The sequence below is a fragment of the Streptomyces sp. NPDC048254 genome, from assembly GCF_043201895.1.
GTDB lineage: Bacteria > Actinomycetota > Actinomycetes > Streptomycetales > Streptomycetaceae > Streptomyces.
The window spans coordinates 1,065,944-1,081,037 of the sequence record NZ_JBICZJ010000001.1 but is presented as its reverse complement, the minus strand read 5'-3'; the positions used below and the strand labels follow the sequence as shown (position 1 = coordinate 1,081,037).

Below are 15,094 nucleotides of genomic sequence, written 5' to 3'. Positions count from 1 at the left end.
GGTCACAGCGTTTTCGGTGAATGGTGCTTCAGACGGCGTACGTCGCGCTGCACACACACGATGAAATTCGACCCGGATTCGACCCGGCCGCCGATTTTCTCCACACCGCAGCCCTCTGACCTGGGCAAATACCGGGCGGGAACGGTACTCGGATGTTACGCCGGGTTCTGTACCCCGGTCCCTCGCGGGAGCCGAGGCGACGGCCATCCATCTAGGGCCGGTGTTGCCACCGGCCTCGTGCGGTCTACCCGGGGGCTCGGGCGGGCAGCCCTCGAACGTCCCCGCAGGGCCGCCTGTTACAGCGGCCCCTCTTGACCTTGCTCCGGGTGGGGTTTACCTAGCTGCCCAGGTCGCCCTGGGCACTGGTGGTCTCTTACACCACCGTTTCACCCTTACCGAGGACCGAGGTCCCCGGCGGTTTGCTTTCTGTGGCACTGTCCCGCGAGTCGCCTCGGGTGGCCGTTAGCCACCACCCTGCCCTGTGGAGCCCGGACGTTCCTCGGGAAGCCCCCTGAGGGGACTCCACGCGGCCGTCCGCCCGGCTCGTCTGCCGTGTGGACCATGCTACCGGGCGCCGGCCTCGTCTCGTTCCGGCCGGGGGGCCGGGGCCGGTCCGCGGCGGAGCCACTGCCGGGCGGGGCGCACCGGCACCGGGTCCGGGTCCGCCGACCCCTTCGGTGCGGAGGCCATCGTCGCCAGTACCGACCCCGCCAGGATCAACGCGAAGGAGACCCCGATCGTCGCGGTGAAGCGCTCGTCCAGGAACAACGCGCCCGCCGCCACCGCCACCGCCGGGTTGACGTACGTGATCACCGTCGAGCGGGTCGGGCCTATCTCCTTGATGAGCTCCAGGAAGGCTACGAAGGCCACCGCGGTGCACAGGACGCCCAGGGCGAGGAGGGAGATGAGGGCGCCGGAAGAGGGCATCGACGCGGGCCAGGTGGCTGCGGCTGCGGGGGCGTAGACGATCGTTGCCAGGGTCAGGCACGGCGCTATGAGCTGCAGTGTCGGGACGTCCTTCAGGCGGCGGGCCGCTATCAGGGGTGCCGTCGCGTAGCCGATCACCGTCAGCAGGACCTCGCCCAGGGAGCGGGCGTCGCCGCCGGTGAGGTGGGGGACGGTCAGGACGCCCACGCCGGCCAGGCCGATCAGGAGGCCCGCGATCCGGCGTGCGCCCAGGTGCTCCCGTTCGCCGCCGAAGTAGCGTGCCGCCACCACGCCCACGATCGGTACGCCCGCTATCAGCAGGCCCGCCGTCGAGCTGGACAGGTGGCGTTCCGCGTCCGTGAGCGTGAACCAGGGGCCCATGATCTCTATGCACGCGAAGGCCAGCATCGGGCGCCAGTGGGTGCGGATGGTCAACCACAGGCCGCCTTGGCGGATCGCCAGTGGGAGGAGCAGGGCCGCGCCCACCGCGCAACGCGCGAACACCACCATCGACGGGGACACCTCGTCCACCGCCACCTTGATCATCAGATAGGGGATACCCCAGATCACTCCCATGAGGGAGAAGAGGAACCAGCCTCGTGCAGTCATGTACAGAGCATGAGTGTCAGGGCCGTCCCGCGTCTTGAACGCTGTTGCGGTACGCCGCCGGGGTCACGCCCAGCACCCGGCGGAACCAGCGGGTGAGGTGGGCCTGGTCGGCGAAGCCCACCAGGGCGGCGGCCTCGGCCGGGCGTACGCCCGCCTCCAGCAGACCGCGGGCCCGGGTCACCCGGTACTGGGCCAGCCAGGCGTACGGCGGGACGCCCATCGTCGTACGGAAGGCCCTGAGGAGCTGGTAGCGGGAGAGGCCCAGGTCGGCGGCCAGGTCGGAGAGGGAGGGTGGGGCGGTGAGTTCGTCGGCGAGCCGGTCTCGGACGACGAGGGATATCCCCTGTGCCCCGGGGACGTGGTCCGTCGCCCGGCGGGCCGTGGAGTGGCGGTGGGACAGGGCCGTCAGCAGCCACGGGAGGCGGGATTCCGCTTCCAGCGGGTCGGGGCAGCCGGCCAGGTCGGTGTGGGTCTGGCGGAAGGCCGCGGCCAGTTCCGGGTCGTCCAGCACCGGGTCGCGGAAGTGCGGTGTGCCGGTGCCCAGGGTGCCCTCCGCCAGCAGGGACGGGTCCGCGTACAGGGCGCGGTAGGCGTAGCCCTCGGTCGGGGTGGCCGGGCCGCCGGTGTGCATCTCGCCGGGGGCCAGTACGACGATCGCGCCGGGGCCGCTGCGGATGTGGCCGCCCCGGTAGTCGATGATCTCGGAGCCGCCCACGCACACCCCGATCGTGAACTCCGCGTGCGCGTGCGGGGCGTAGATGTGGCGTTCGAAATGCGCCGTCAGCAGGTCGAGCGGCGGCCCGCAGCGGCCCAGCCGAGCCCTCGTCCACCGTGCGTGTTCCGCCACCTTCGGTACCCCCCAGACCTCACATTTGCAACGCGCTCAGGTGCCGGTTTCATGCCCCGTCCGCTCCATCCGCTCCAGCGCGTCGAACGCCGCCCCCATCCGCGCCCGGTGGTCCTCCGCGATCTCCGGGAACGGCTCGCCCGCGAGCTGGCGCCGCACGGAGGCGACGCACACCGCGCGGTACGCGGCGACGGTCACGGCCGCCAGCAGCTCCGGGTCGGCCTGCCCGGCCTCGGCGAGCGCTCCGGCCAGCGCCCGCTCCACCTCCTCGGCCCCCTCGCGGGCACGCGCCAGCAGCGCCGGCGAGGCGGCCACGACCGGCCAGAAGCCCTCGAAGCCCTCCCCCAGCCCGCCCAGCGGGTGCCCCGCGTCGATGAACCGGAAGGCCAGCCGGCGCAGCGCCGTGAGCGGGGGCTCGCCGGGGGCGCGGTCCCGTACCGCCCCGGAGAAGGCCCGGACGGCCTCCGGGATGCGGTCGAGGAACAGGTCCTCCTTGCGCGGGAAGTAGTTGAAGACGGTCATCGCCGAGACGCCCGCCGCCCGCGCGACCTCGGCGACGGTCACCTGGTCGAAGCCGTGTTCCCGGAACATCACCGTCGCGACGTTCGAGATCCGCTGCCGCGTCTCCCGCTTCTTGCGCTCCCGCAGGGACTCCCCTGGCCTGTTCTCATCGATCACGAGAAAACTATAGCCGCTCGAAACTTTTAGTGACTACAGTGAAGTCATGACTACGACGACAACAGAGCGCAAGAACGTGGACATGTACGACGTGGTGGTGGCCGGCGGCGGCCCCGTCGGGCTCTTCCTCGCCGGGGAGCTGCGGCTCGGCGGGGCGAGTGTGCTGGTCGTGGAGCGGCTGGCCGAGGTGGACGTGACCATCAAGGCGGGCGGCATCAACACGGCCGGCGCGGTGGCCCTCTACCGGCGGGGCATGCTGCCCGAGCTCGCGGAGGCCTGGGAGCGGAACCGGTGGCGGTTGCAGGCCTTCCTCGGGGACCGGGACCGCGGTGCCGACGCGCCCGGGACTCCCCTGAAGGACGCGCCCCGCACTTCCCCGCAGGACGCGCCCGACACTCCCCCGAAGGACGCGCCCCGCACTCCCCCCAAGTTCGCCGGGCACTTCGCCGGGATCATGATGCGCGGTGACCTGTTCGACGACTCCGACCCGGCGTTCGCCGACATCGGCCCCGCCGACCGGGTCGGCCTCGGTGTCCCGCAGGCCGACCTGGAGCGGATCCTGGCCGCCCGCGCCGAGCGGCTCGGCGTCGAGGTCCGCCGGGGCGTGGAGCTGACCGGCTTCGACGCCGACGACGACGGCGTCACCGTACGGCTGGGCGCCTCCGAGACGGTCCGGGCCGGCTGGCTCGTCGGGTGCGACGGCGGGCGGAGTACCGTCCGCAAGCTCGCCGGGATCGACTTCCCAGGGACCGAACCGGAGATCACCGGCTACCAGGCGGTCGTCGAGATGACCGGGGGTGAGCGGCTGGGGAAGGGGTGGAACACCACCGACGTCGGGACGTACGTCAACGGGCCCTTCCCCGGCCGGATCCTCACCGTCGAGTTCGACGGGCCGCCCGCCGACCGCTCCGCGCCCATCACCGCCGAGGAGCTCCAGGCCGCCCTGCGCCGGGTGTCGGGGGTGCCCGACGTGACCATCCACGAGGTGCACTCGTCGACCCGGTTCACCGACAACGCCCGGCAGGCGAGCACCTACCGCAAGGGCCGGGTTCTGCTCGCCGGGGACGCGGCGCACGTGCACTCGCCGTTCGGCGGGCAGGGGCTCAACCTCGGGCTCGGCGACGCCATGAACCTCGGCTGGAAGCTGGCCGCCGTGGCGCGGGGGCGGGCCCCGGAGTCCCTGCTCGACAGCTACACCGGCGAACGGCACCCGATCGGTGCCTGGGTGCTGGACTGGACCCGCGCCCAGATCGCCGTGATGCGGCCCGACCGGCACGCCCGCGCCCTGCGCCGGGTGGTCACCGATCTCGCGCTGACGCGGGACGGGACGACGTACCTCGTCAAGCAGATCTCCGGTGTCTGGCAGCACTACGAGCTGCCCGGCGAGCACCCGCTGACCGGGCGGAGCGCCCCTGACCTGGAGTTCTCCGACGGCACCCGGCTGGGCGACCGGCTGCATGGCGGCCGGGCGGTTCTGTTCGACCTCGCGGACGACCCGAAGCTGCGCGCCCGGGCGGAGGGGTACGGCGACCGGGTGGACGTCGTCGGTGCGGCCTGCCCGGGGCGGCCGGAGCTGACCGGCCTCCTCGTCCGGCCCGACGGGTTCGTGGCCTGGGCCGCGGACGGGGACGACGACCGGGGCGACGACCTCGACGACGCTCTGATCCGCTGGTTCGTCACCGACTGAGCCCGCGGCTGCTCGGTTGACCTTGCCGCGACGTCAACGTCTGTACTGGTGTCATGCGGATCGGAGAACTCGCCGCCACCGTCGGCGTCACCACGCGCACGGTGCGGCACTACCACCACCTGGGCCTGCTGCCCGAGCCCGAGCGGCTCTCCAACGTCCCCCACTCTCGGCTTCGCTCGAGCGGGCGGTGCCCCCATCCGGGACTACACCCTCCGGCACGCCGTGGTCCTCGCCCGGATCCGGCGGCTGACCGGGCTGGGCCTCGGGCTCGCCGAAGTACGGGACGTACTCGCGGACGACGCCGGCAAGGACCTCGTCGAGGTGCTCACCGAACTCGACGAGGACCTCGCCCGGCAGGAGGCGGGGATCCGGGAGCGGCGGCAGCGGCTGCGGGCGCTGCTGGACGCGGGCGAACTGCCCGCCGAGGGGCCCGTCTCGCCGGAACTGGCCGCGCTGTTCGCCGAGACGGCGTCCGGCTCGATCTGCGCATCCCGCTGGACGCGATCAAGTCCGTACGGCACGAGACGCGTTACCAGCACGACCGGACGCCGAGGCCCGACTCGACGTGCCCATCGGCTCCCAGACCTCGGTGACCCTCGAACTGGCCGCGCCCCTGGCCCACTTCACCCTGCTGGGCCGCCGCCGCGAGGTGAGCGTCGTGCGGTTCCACGCCGACGACGCCACCGGTCTCGTACGACAGCTCACGCGGGCGCGAACCGCACCTTCGCCGTCCCCGGATCGGCCTGGGTCAGCCGCACCGGCAGCCGCTCGCCCAGCGGAAGGGGCGCGCCGGCCTCGATCCGGCCTATGACGGCGGGCTGCTGCAACAGCACCTTCCCCACGGTCGGCTGACGCGCCTCGACCTCCACCACGCACCCGTCGAAGACCTCCCCGACCCGGTCCCTGAGCAGGGCCGCCTCGACGATGTCGACGCACTCCCGCTCCACCGTGCCCGCGCGCCGCGCGCCCTCGGCCATCTCCTTGGGGAGCAGGTCCAGCGCCATCAGCACCCAGTCGGGCGGGGTCTCGCCGGCGGCCGCCGCCAGGCACAGCTCGGAGGCGTAGCGGTCGGCGAGGCGGCGCAGCGGCGCGGTGCAGTGCGCGTAGGGGGCGGCCACGGCCGCGTGGGTGGTGATCGCGGGCAGCACGCCGTCCCGGAAGACCGTGTAGCCGGCGCCGCGCAGCAGCGTGGTGCACTCCTGGAGGAAGGCCGCGTGGCGGGGGCGGCGGGGGTTCAGGGAGCGGATCAGCGCGGCGTACGAGACATGGTGCGGCCAGTCGATGTGCAGGGCGGTCGCGGTACGGCGCAGCCGCGCGACCGCGCCGTCGGGGGCGGTGGGCAGGGTGCGCAGGACGCCGGTGCCGTGGGCCAGCATCAGATCGGCCGCGGCCATGCCGGTGAGCAGGGAGATCTGGGCGTTCCAGGACTCGGCGGGGAGTGGGGCGCGGTAGCTGAGCCGGTAGGTGTGGTCGTACTCGACGATCTCCTGCTCGGGCACGTTGAGCGAGATGCCGCCGCGCTCCACCTCCAGGCGTTCGCGCGCCTCGCCGATCTCCTTGAGCAGGGCGAGGAGCTCCTCGGCGGTCCCCTCGTCGAGGTGCTGCTGCACGCCGGCGTAGTCCAGCTTGGCCCGGCTGCGGACGAGGGACCGGCGGACGTCGGCGGTCAGCGTGCGCCCCTCTTCGTCCAGGTCGATGGTCCACAGGACGGCCGGGCAGGTCTGGCCGGGGAGCAGGCTGGCCGCGCCCTCGCCGAGCACGGCGGGGTGCAGCGGGACCCGCTCGTCCGGGAAGTAGAGCGTGTTCACGCGGTGGTGTGCCTCGGAGTCCAGCGCGCCGCCGGGTACGACGAAGGCGGCGACGTCGGCGATGGCGTACCGGACGCGGTAGCCGCCGCGGCGCCGGGAGAGGTGCATCGCCTGGTCGAGGTCCTGGGCGGTGGGCGGGTCGATCGTGAGGAAGGGGAGGTCGGTCGCGTCGTGGGCGGGCACGGCCGGGTACCTGGCGGCGCTCTCGGCCTCCGCTTGCACCTCGGTCAGGAAGTTCTCCTGGATGCCGAGGTCGGCCCGGAGCGCGGCGAGCGCGGCCCGGAGGGGAGCCTCGGGGGCACCCTTGACGCGTATGTGGCGGCTGGGCATACGACGAGCGTAGTCACATCGTGCCGGTCCGGCGCTCTACGCTGGCGCGAAGCGTCGATGACGGACGTGATGTCGAACTTGATGTCGAGCTTGCTGGTGAGCTTGCTGGTGGGCTCGATGGTGATGAGGAGTACGTGTGCTGGTCCTGCTGCCGCCCTCGGAAGGCAAGGCGTCCTCGGGCCGTGGTGCCCCGCTGAAGCCTCTGTCGCTGTCCCTGCCGGGGCTCGCGGACGCCCGCGAGGCCGTGCTCGCCGAACTGGTCGACCTGTGCGCCGGTGACGAGGAGAAGGCGCGCGAGGTCCTCGGGCTGAGCGAGGGGCTGCGCGGCGAGGTCGCCAAGAACACGGAGCTGCGGACGGCGGGCGCGCGGCCGGCCGGGGAGATCTACACGGGGGTGCTGTACGACGCCCTCGGCCTGGCCTCCCTGGACACGGCGGCGAAGCGGCGGGCGGCGCGGTCGCTGCTGGTGTTCTCGGGGCTGTGGGGAGCGGTCCGGGTGACGGACCGGATCCCCTCGTACCGCTGCTCGATGGGCGTGAAACTGCCCGGGCTCGGCGCGCTGGGGACGCACTGGCGGAAGCCGATGGCCGAGGTGCTGCCGGAGGCGGCCGGGTCGGGGCTGGTGCTGGATCTGCGGTCGGCGGCGTACGCGGCGGCGTGGAAGCCGAAGGGGGAGGTGGCCTCGCGGACGGCGACCGTGCGGGTGCTGCACGCGCCGACGCGGAAGGTGGTGAGCCACTTCAACAAGGCGACCAAGGGGCGGATCGTACGGAGTCTGCTGACCGCCGGGATCGCGCCGAGCGGTCCGGGTGAGCTGGTGGAGGCGTTGCGGGACCTGGGGTACGAGGTGGAGGTCGCGGCGCCGGGGAAGGCGGGGCAGGCCTGGGCGCTGGATGTGCTGGTGGACGAAATCCACTAGGAGACGCCACCCATTGCAGTATGCGCAACAGGCTTTGCGCGGTGCGCATCGCCCCGGCAGGATGTCGGCCATGCCCACCTCCGTGCTGGACCTCGCCCCCGTCGTCCCCGTCGTCGTGATCGAGGACGCCGGCGATGCCGTACCGCTCGCGCGGGCGCTGGTCGCCGGGGGGCTGCCCGCGATCGAGGTGACCCTGCGAACCCCGGCGGCGCTGGACGCTATCCGGGCGATCGCCGGTGCGGTGCCGGACGCGGTGGTCGGGGCGGGGACCGTGCTGACGCCCGGACAGGTCACGGAGTGCGTGGCGGCCGGGGCCCGGTTTCTCGTGAGCCCGGGGTGGACGGACGGGCTCCTGGCGGCGATGGCAGCGTCCGGGGTGCCGTTCCTGCCGGGCGTGTCGACCGCCTCGGAGGTGGTGGCGCTGCTCGAACGCGGGGTGCGGGAGATGAAGTTCTTCCCGGCGCAGGCCGCCGGCGGCACGGCCTATCTGAAGTCCCTCGCGGGTCCCCTCCCGCAGGCCCGCTTCTGCCCGACCGGCGGGATCGGCGCGGAGAACGCCCCGGAGTACCTCGCCCTGCCCAACGTCGGCTGCGTGGGCGGCACTTGGATGCTCCCGGCGGACGCCGTGGCGGCCCGGGACTGGGCCCGCGTCGAGTCGCTGGCGCGGGCCGCGGCGGGCCTCAGGGGCGCAGGTGGGACGTGTCGTTGAAGAGCCGTACGCTCGCGTTGCCGTCCGCGTAGTACGCCACCGCGGACAGGGAGGCCGCCGACAGTTCCATGCGGAACAGGGACTCCGCCGGGGCGCCGAGGGCGAGCCGTACGAACGTCTTGATCGGCGTGACGTGGGTGACCAGCAGGACCGTGCGGCCCGCGTAGGCCGCGACCAGCTTGTCCCGGGTGGCCGCGATGCGGGTCGCCGTCTCGGCGAAGCTCTCGCCGCCGCCGGTGGGGTGGGCCTCCGGGTCGGCGAGCCAGGCGTTCAGGTCGTCCGGGTAGCGCTCGCGGACCTCGCCGAAGGTGAGGCCCTCCCAGGTGCCGAAGTCCGTCTCCTTGAGCCCCTCCTCGATCGTGACGTCGAGGCCGAGGCGCTCGGCGACGGCTGCGGCGGTCTGCCGGGTGCGGGTGAGGGGGGAGGCGAGGATCACCTCGATCGTGCCGCGCCGGGCGAGGGTCTCGGCGGCGCGCCGCGCCTGCTCCTGGCCGGCGTCGGAGAGGGCGGGGTCGGTGCCGCCGCTGCCGGAGAAGCGTTTCTGGGGGGTGAGGAGGGTTTCGCCGTGGCGGAGGAGGACGAAGGTGGCCGGGGCACCGAGGTCGGGAGCCGAGCTCCAGCCGGGGCTCGCCACGGAGCGGGCGGCACGGGTGTCGGCGGCGGGCTTCTCGGTAGTCGTCACAGTGCCGGCCGGTGGGGGCTGGTCGCGCCCACGCGGCGGAGCCGCAAATGTCTCAGCCCCGCGCCCCTGAAGGGGCGCTGCAGCCGCCGTCGATGACCACTGCTCGCCCCGCTTGCCCGCGTCCATCGCCTCGTTCGCCAGGCGGTCGGCGTGTTTGTTCTCGGCTCTCGGGATCCACTCGTAGGTCACCCGGTCCGCCGGGAACACCCGGGCCGCCTCTGCCGCCAGGGGCTTCATGTCGGGGTGTTTGATCTTCCAGCGGCCCGTCATCTGCTCGACGACCAGCTTGGAGTCCATGCGGACGTGGACGGTGGCGGCCGGATCGAGGTCGTGCGCCGCGCGCAGGCCCGCGAGGAGGCCGCGGTACTCGGCGACGTTGTTGGTGACGACGCCGAGGTACTCGGCCGCCTCCGCCAGCGTCTCGCCGGTCGCCGCGTCGATGACGACCGCGCCGTAGCCGGCCGGCCCCGGGTTGCCCCGGGAACCGCCGTCCGCCTCGACGATGAACTCCCTTGCCACGTACGCCCCTTAAGTGTTCCTACAGACCCGACTCGGACGTGCGCACCAGGATGCGGCGGCAGTTCTCGCAGCGCACCACCGTGTCGGGCGCGGCCGAGCGGATCTCGTTCAGCTCGGTGATGGCGAGCTCCTGACGGCAGCCCTGGCAGCTGCGCGCGTACAGCTTGGCCGCGCCGATGCCGCCCTGCTGCTCGCGCAGCTTGTCATAGAGCTTCAGCAGGTCCGCCGGGACCGTGCCCGCGATGACCTCGCGCTCCTTGGTGACCGTGGCCGCCTCGGCCTCGAGCTCTCCGGACGCGGCGTTGCGGCGGGCGGTGGCCTCGTCGATCCGGCCCTGGACGGCGCCGGTCCGCTCGGTCAGTTCGGCGACCCGCTCCTGGGCGGACTCGCGGCGCTCCATGACCTCCAGGACGACGTCCTCCAGGTCGCCCTGGCGCTTGGCGAGGGAGACGATCTCCTTCTGGAGGTTCTCCAGGTCCTTCGGGGAGGTGACCGCGCCGGAGTCCAGGCGCTGCTGGTCGCGGGCGGCGCGCTGGCGCACCTGGTCCACGTCCTGCTCGGCCTTGGTCTGCTCGCGGGCGGTGTCGCTCTCCTCGGTCTGCGCGGCCACGAGCAGGTCGCGCAGCTGGGTGAGGTCCTTCGTCAGCGAGTCGATCTCGGCGTGTTCGGGCAGCGACTTCCGCTTGTGCGCCAGCTGCTGGAGGCGGACGTCCAGGGCCTGGACGTCGAGGAGTCGGATCTGGTCGGCGGGCGCGGCGTTCAGTTGGGGGCTCCAAGGGAGGGGGAGTGGCTGGTCCAGGGGTCGGTGACCGTCTTGGAGACGTGCACGCGAAGGTCCCAGCCGTGGCGGTCGGAGATTTCGTCGAGCTGGGCTGCGGCCAGCTCGCACCAGGGCCATTCGGTGGCCCAGTGCGCCGCGTCGAGCAGCGCGAGGGGACTGTGGGCCAGGGCTTCGGAGGCCGGGTGGTGGCGCAGGTCCGCCGTGAGGAAGGCGTCCACCCCGGCGGCGCGTACGACGTCGAAGAGGCTGTCGCCGGAGCCGCCGCTGACGGCGATCGTACGGACGAGGGCCTCGGGGTCGCCGGCGACGCGGATGCCCTGCGCGGTGGCGGGGAGGCGCTCGGCCGCCCGACGCGCGAGTTCGCCGAGGCTGACCGGGTGGTCCAGTTCGCAGACCCGGCCCAGGCCACGGCGGCCCTCCGGGTCGGTGGGGTCCGGGACGAGGGGGCGTACCACCCGCAGGTCCAGGGCGCCCGCGAGCGCGTCGGAGACGCCCGGGTCGGCGGTGTCGGCGTTGGTGTGGGCGACGTGCAGCGCGATGTCGTTCTTGATGAGGGTGTGGACCACCCGGCCCTTGAAGTGGCTCGCCGCGACCGTCGTCGTACCGCGCAGGTAGAGGGGGTGGTGGGTGACCAGCAGGTCGGCGCCCAGCTTCACCGCCTCGTCGACGATGTCCCGCACCGGGTCGACGGCGAAGAGGACCCGGGTGACCTCCTGCTCGGGGTCGCCCACGACGGTGCCGACCGCGTCCCAGGACTCGGCCCGCGCGGCGGGCCACAGGTTCTCCAGCGCGGCGATGACTTCTGACAGACGGGGCACGGGGAAAGGCTACCTGCCTGTTCCCCGGGGCCGTACCTGCTCGCCCACGGGAGGCGACGCCCAGCACACCCGTCCCCGTTTCCTCAGGTGAATCGCCGCGTGTGCATCCATATGTGTGAAGTCGCCGACCGCCGGTCCCCCGCCTGTGCGTGCGAAAACTAGCTTCGTTGCCGGAGGTGACCGAGCGATGACGGCCTGTGCGATCGAACCCTCGGCTGCGGACGAGGACGACAGCGCGCCGAGAGCGGGCTGCACCATCACGGCGGACGGGGCGTACGCGGCCCGGCTGGCCCGGCAGGAAGGTTCCTGGTACCCGGAGCGGTGGACGCTGGACGGCCCCGAGCCGTATGCCGTGCCGCTGCCCGGCAACCAGCCCGAGGAGCCGGGCACGGAGGTGCAGCCGATGGGCGACGGGCGGGTGCTCATCCGCCGGCTGGTGGACGGGCGGCACCACTTCGCGCTGCTCTATCCGACCGGGCCCGGTACCGGTGAGCTGCCGCTGGGCGCGGTGGAGTGCCCGGACGCGGGAACCTCGCTGCGGCTGCTGCCGCCCGCGCCGGGCGGCGGTGACGCCTACGCGCTCGCCGTCGGGCCGCGCTCCTCGGTGGTGTGGCTGGTGGCGGGCGGGGCCTTCGGGCCGGAGCGGCTCGCGGTGGTTCCGGGACGCTGTTCGGGCGGGGTCTGGCTGGACCGGTGCGGGCGGATGCTGGCCCTGGACCGGGAGCTGGGCGGGCGGAACAAGGCGGTGGTGGTCGATCTGGCGCGGGGCGGCGAGGTGTCGCCGCTGCTGCAGATCGCGGCGGACAGCGACGACCGGCTGCTGGTCGCCGACCCGGACAGCGGGCTGATCCTGGTCGGGTCGGACGCGCCCAGCCCCGGGCAGGAACGGTTGGGCTGGGGTGTCCTCGGCAGCACGCTGCCGGTGCGCTTCCCGGAGAGCCTGCGGCTGGCGGAGTGCACGGTGACGCCGTTCGCGATCCAGCCGGGGCTGGTGCTGATGCCGGAGAGCTGCGGGGTGGCGCTGCGCATCGACGGGCCGCTCGGCAGCTGGCTCGGTGCCTGGCGGCCGAGGGCCCGCGGGGTGTGCCATCTCCCGGCGCCGCAGGGGTGGTTGGCCGGTGCCGGGCTGTGGACGCAGGACGGGGTGCTGCGGCTGCCGTACGCCACGGGGGAGGTCCCGTGCGGCGTGGCGGAGGTCGCGGTGCCCTGGGGGGAGACGGGGGAACACGGGGGGCCGGGGGACGCGGGCCCGGGAGATCCGGTTCGGGACGGCACGGCTGCCGGGGCGTCGGGTATGCCCGGGGAGCCGGCGGAACCGGATCCTCCGGAGCCTGTCGTGGCCCGGCCGGTGCCCTTGCAACAGGCCCCGCTGGGGCGGCTCGTAACGAAGTAGAGAAGGCTTGTAACGAAGTAGCACCGGTCGGCGTGCCTGCCTGGATTCGCCCTGTGGTGGGTTGGTTAAACTCGCCGCGCTGTAAGAAAGATCATGTTGACGGGGTGAATTCTTCCGATGAGCGACACCAGCACGTCTCAGCACCTGTCCGCCGACCTGCACGAGTCCGACAGCCACGGCAAGCACCGTGGTCCGGTCTCGGCCCAGGACGGCGAATCGGCCCCGAGCGGCCGGCACCGCAAGCCGGAGCCGGCCGAGACCGCGGCCTGACGGTACGTCGTACGACAGCGGCTCCGCCCGTGGGGGTGGGGCCGCTGTCGTCTGCGTCGCTACCGCCGCTTCAGCCCCAGCACCTCCGCCGCCGCGAAGGTCTCCCCCGGCGGCCGGTCGGCGTAGTGCGGGGTGAGCAGGGCGTCGAGTTCGCCGTAGTCGAAGGTGTTCTGCTTGCTGTCGAACCTGGCCTGGACCCGCGGCCGTTCGACGATCGCGACCATGCCGCCGTGCGCGACCAGCAGCTGGCCGTTGATCCGCTCGGCGGCCGGGGACGCCAGGTAGCCGACGAGCGGGGCGACGTGTTCGGGGGCGAGCGGGTCGAGGCCCTCGGCGGGCCGCTCGAACCCGGCGAAGACGTCCTCGGTCATCCGGGTGCGGGCCCGCGGGCAGATCACGTTGGCGGTCACGCCGTACTTGGCGAGGGCGAGGGCGGTGGAGGTGGTCAGGCCGACGATGCCGCCTTTCGCCGCCGCGTAGTTGGGCTGGCCCGCGGAACCGGCGAGGAAGGCCTCGGAGGAGGTGTTGACGATCCGGCCGTACACCTTGGCGCCGCCGGCCGCCTTGGACCGCTCCCGCCAGTGCGCGGCCGCGAAGCGGGTGGTGTTGAAGTGGCCCTTGAGGTGGACCCGGATCACCGAGTCCCACTCGTCCTCGGTCATGGAGAAGACCATGCGGTCGCGCAGGATGCCGGCGTTGTTGACGAGGATGTCCAGCTTTCCGTAATGGGTTGTCGCCAGGGTGAGAAGGTCTCGCGCCTGTGCGAAGTCGGCGATGTCTCCGGTGTGGGCGACGGCCCGGCCGCCCGCGGCGCGGATCTCCTCGGCGACCTGCTCGGCGGGGCCCGTGGAGGCCGTCCCCGAGCCGTCGCGGCCCGGCTGGCCGAAGTCGTTGACGACGACGGCCGCGCCCAGCCGGGCCAGTTCGAGCGCCTCGGCCCGGCCGAGCCCCCGGCCCGCGCCCGTGACGATCGCGCTGAGCCCTTCGAGTGGCCGTTCCGACAGTGTCCTTTCCGGCATACGGCGGCCCCTCAGATCTCTATGCAGGTGCGCAGCGCGGTGCCGGTGCGCATCTGGTCCAGGGCCTCGTTGATCTCCGCCAGCGGCACCCGGTGGGTGATCAGGCCCTCCAGGTCGACGCGGCCGGCCCGCCACAGGGCGATCGTGCGCTCGTAGGAGCCGACCACGTCCCCGCCGCCGTACATCGACGGCAGGATCCGCTTCTCGTCGAAGAACAGCTCGAACATGTTGAGCTGGAGGAAGTCGTCCATGGCGCCGGCGCCGACGACCACGAGGGTGCCGCCGCGCCGGGTGTTCTCGTACGCCGTGCGGGCGGTGGCGGACCTGCCGACGACCTCGAAGACGTAGTCGAAGCCCTCGCCGGCGGTCACCTCCTGCTTGGCGCCGGGCAGTTCGTCGGGCGAGACCGCCTTCGTCGCCCCGAACCTGAGCGCCGACTCGCGCCGCGACGCGACCGGGTCGACGGCGACGATCTCGGCCGCGCCCTTGAGCCGCGCTCCCTGGATCGCCGAGATCCCGACCCCTCCGCACCCGATCACTGCGACCGACGAACCGGCCTCCACATCGGCCGTGTTGAGGGCCGCGCCGAGCCCGGTGGTCACCCCGCAGCCGATCAGCGCGGCGATGTCGAAGGGCACGTCGTCCGGGATCGGCACCGCGCACCCGGCGTCGACCACGACCTCCTCGGCGAAGGTGCCGGTGCCCGCGAAGCCGAAGACGTCACCGCCGGGGCGCCTGAAGTTGGGGGTGCCGGCGTTCATGAACCCGGCCAGGCACAGTTCGGTCTGCCCGCGCTTGCAGGCCGGACACGCCCCGCACGCCGGCAGCCAGCAGACGACCACCCGGTCGCCCGGCTTCACCCGGGTGACGCCCTCCCCCACCTCCAGGACCTCGCCCGCGCCCTCGTGGCCCGGCACGAACGGGGCCGGCTGCGGCAGCACCCCGTTCATCGCCGACAGGTCCGAGTGGCACAGCCCGGTGGCGCGCACCCGTATCCGCACCCGGCCGGGGCCGAATCCGACCGCCTCGACGTCGTCGAGGACCTCAAGCTTCTCCTGGCCTGTCTCCTGCAGTACGGCTGCGCGCATGGTGCGGCTC

At 73.1% G+C, this 15,094-nt stretch carries 14 protein-coding genes, 1 other RNA gene and 1 pseudogene; 6 read left to right on the top strand and 10 right to left on the bottom strand.

The window, feature by feature from the left end:
• Positions 1–140 precede the first annotated feature (140 nt).
• The 4 genes from rnpB to ACGFZQ_RS04900 all read right to left on the bottom strand — a co-directional run bounded on the left by rnpB (position 141) and on the right by ACGFZQ_RS04900 (position 3,061).
• Positions 141–545, bottom strand: an RNA gene (rnpB, locus tag ACGFZQ_RS04915) — RNase P RNA component class A.
• Between the two features lie 19 nt (positions 546–564).
• Positions 565–1,536: a DMT family transporter gene (locus ACGFZQ_RS04910; protein WP_393839172.1), complete on the bottom strand. Its 972-nt coding sequence runs from the start codon at positions 1,534–1,536 to the stop codon at positions 565–567.
• Positions 1,537–1,552: 16 nt separating this feature from the next.
• Positions 1,553–2,383, bottom strand: coding sequence for an AraC family transcriptional regulator (locus ACGFZQ_RS04905; RefSeq protein ID WP_393839171.1), 831 nt, complete (start codon positions 2,381–2,383; stop codon positions 1,553–1,555).
• Positions 2,384–2,419: 36 nt separating this feature from the next.
• Complete coding sequence (locus tag ACGFZQ_RS04900; RefSeq protein WP_393839170.1) at positions 2,420–3,061, bottom strand: TetR/AcrR family transcriptional regulator; 642 nt, start codon at positions 3,059–3,061, stop codon at positions 2,420–2,422.
• A 46-nt stretch (positions 3,062–3,107) separates the two neighbouring features.
• Here ACGFZQ_RS04900 and ACGFZQ_RS04895 point away from each other — a divergent pair, with 46 nt between their 5' ends.
• A complete protein-coding gene (locus tag ACGFZQ_RS04895; RefSeq protein WP_393839169.1) occupies positions 3,108–4,748 on the top strand; it encodes an FAD-dependent monooxygenase in 1,641 nt (546 codons plus the stop codon).
• Positions 4,749–4,801: 53 nt separating this feature from the next.
• Positions 4,802–5,219, top strand: a pseudogene (locus ACGFZQ_RS04890) (MerR family transcriptional regulator); the annotation flags it as partial.
• Positions 5,220–5,449: 230 nt separating this feature from the next.
• On the opposite strand, the gene ACGFZQ_RS04885 reads toward ACGFZQ_RS04890, so the two are convergent.
• Positions 5,450–6,886 (bottom strand): RNB domain-containing ribonuclease, encoded by a 1,437-nt coding sequence (locus ACGFZQ_RS04885; RefSeq protein WP_393839168.1) that lies wholly within the window; start codon positions 6,884–6,886, stop codon positions 5,450–5,452.
• 136 nt (positions 6,887–7,022) lie between these two features.
• Between ACGFZQ_RS04885 and yaaA the strand changes: the two genes are divergently transcribed.
• A complete protein-coding gene (yaaA, locus tag ACGFZQ_RS04880; RefSeq protein ID WP_351731777.1) occupies positions 7,023–7,805 on the top strand; it encodes a peroxide stress protein YaaA in 783 nt (260 codons plus the stop codon).
• 61 nt (positions 7,806–7,866) lie between these two features.
• The gene (gene eda / locus ACGFZQ_RS04875) at positions 7,867–8,514 is read left to right on the top strand and encodes a bifunctional 4-hydroxy-2-oxoglutarate aldolase/2-dehydro-3-deoxy-phosphogluconate aldolase (RefSeq protein ID WP_393839167.1); all 648 of its coding nucleotides are present in this window, start codon (positions 7,867–7,869) and stop codon (positions 8,512–8,514) included.
• On the opposite strand, the gene ACGFZQ_RS04870 is transcribed toward eda, so the two are convergent.
• The 3 genes from ACGFZQ_RS04870 to ACGFZQ_RS04860 are packed head-to-tail and all read right to left on the bottom strand — an operon-like array spanning position 8,486 to position 11,314.
• Positions 8,486–9,715: a bifunctional RNase H/acid phosphatase gene (locus ACGFZQ_RS04870; protein ID WP_393839166.1), complete on the bottom strand. Its 1,230-nt coding sequence runs from the start codon at positions 9,713–9,715 to the stop codon at positions 8,486–8,488. The two genes, eda and ACGFZQ_RS04870, sit on opposite strands and share 29 nt — an antisense overlap.
• A gap of 19 nt (positions 9,716–9,734) precedes the next feature.
• Positions 9,735–10,478 (bottom strand): C4-type zinc ribbon domain-containing protein, encoded by a 744-nt coding sequence (locus ACGFZQ_RS04865; protein ID WP_351692877.1) that lies wholly within the window; start codon positions 10,476–10,478, stop codon positions 9,735–9,737.
• Entirely contained in the window at positions 10,475–11,314 is an 840-nt protein-coding gene (locus ACGFZQ_RS04860) for a Nif3-like dinuclear metal center hexameric protein (protein ID WP_393839165.1), read from the bottom strand. Before ACGFZQ_RS04860 ends, ACGFZQ_RS04865 begins: the two co-directional genes overlap by 4 nt.
• Before the next feature lie 187 nt (positions 11,315–11,501).
• Between ACGFZQ_RS04860 and ACGFZQ_RS04855 the strand changes: the two genes are divergently transcribed.
• Entirely contained in the window at positions 11,502–12,707 is a 1,206-nt protein-coding gene (locus ACGFZQ_RS04855; RefSeq protein WP_393839164.1) for a hypothetical protein, read from the top strand.
• A 117-nt stretch (positions 12,708–12,824) separates the two neighbouring features.
• Positions 12,825–12,977, top strand: a complete 153-nt coding sequence (locus ACGFZQ_RS04850) for a hypothetical protein (RefSeq protein WP_351692390.1) — start codon at positions 12,825–12,827, stop codon at positions 12,975–12,977.
• Between the two features lie 59 nt (positions 12,978–13,036).
• Here ACGFZQ_RS04850 and ACGFZQ_RS04845 read toward each other — a convergent pair whose 3' ends face one another.
• Together ACGFZQ_RS04845 and ACGFZQ_RS04840 are read right to left on the bottom strand one after the other, a co-directional pair.
• The gene (locus tag ACGFZQ_RS04845) at positions 13,037–13,996 is read right to left on the bottom strand and encodes a 3-oxoacyl-ACP reductase (protein ID WP_393839163.1); all 960 of its coding nucleotides are present in this window, start codon (positions 13,994–13,996) and stop codon (positions 13,037–13,039) included.
• Positions 13,997–14,007: 11 nt separating this feature from the next.
• Positions 14,008–15,084: a Zn-dependent alcohol dehydrogenase gene (locus tag ACGFZQ_RS04840; protein ID WP_393839162.1), complete on the bottom strand. Its 1,077-nt coding sequence runs from the start codon at positions 15,082–15,084 to the stop codon at positions 14,008–14,010.
• Positions 15,085–15,094: the final 10 nt, after the last annotated feature.

Coding starts and splice junctions, on each gene's coding strand:
- ACGFZQ_RS04910 (WP_393839172.1), bottom strand. CDS start 1,536: ATGACTGCACGAGGCTGGTTCCTCTTCTCCCTCATGGGAGTGATCTGG.
- ACGFZQ_RS04895 (WP_393839169.1), top strand. CDS start 3,108: ATGACTACGACGACAACAGAGCGCAAGAACGTGGACATGTACGACGTG.
- ACGFZQ_RS04885 (WP_393839168.1), bottom strand. CDS start 6,886: ATGCCCAGCCGCCACATACGCGTCAAGGGTGCCCCCGAGGCTCCCCTC.
- eda (WP_393839167.1), top strand. CDS start 7,867: ATGTCGGCCATGCCCACCTCCGTGCTGGACCTCGCCCCCGTCGTCCCC.
- ACGFZQ_RS04855 (WP_393839164.1), top strand. CDS start 11,502: ATGACGGCCTGTGCGATCGAACCCTCGGCTGCGGACGAGGACGACAGC.
- ACGFZQ_RS04850 (WP_351692390.1), top strand. CDS start 12,825: ATGAGCGACACCAGCACGTCTCAGCACCTGTCCGCCGACCTGCACGAG.
- ACGFZQ_RS04845 (WP_393839163.1), bottom strand. CDS start 13,996: ATGCCGGAAAGGACACTGTCGGAACGGCCACTCGAAGGGCTCAGCGCG.
- ACGFZQ_RS04840 (WP_393839162.1), bottom strand. CDS start 15,084: ATGCGCGCAGCCGTACTGCAGGAGACAGGCCAGGAGAAGCTTGAGGTC.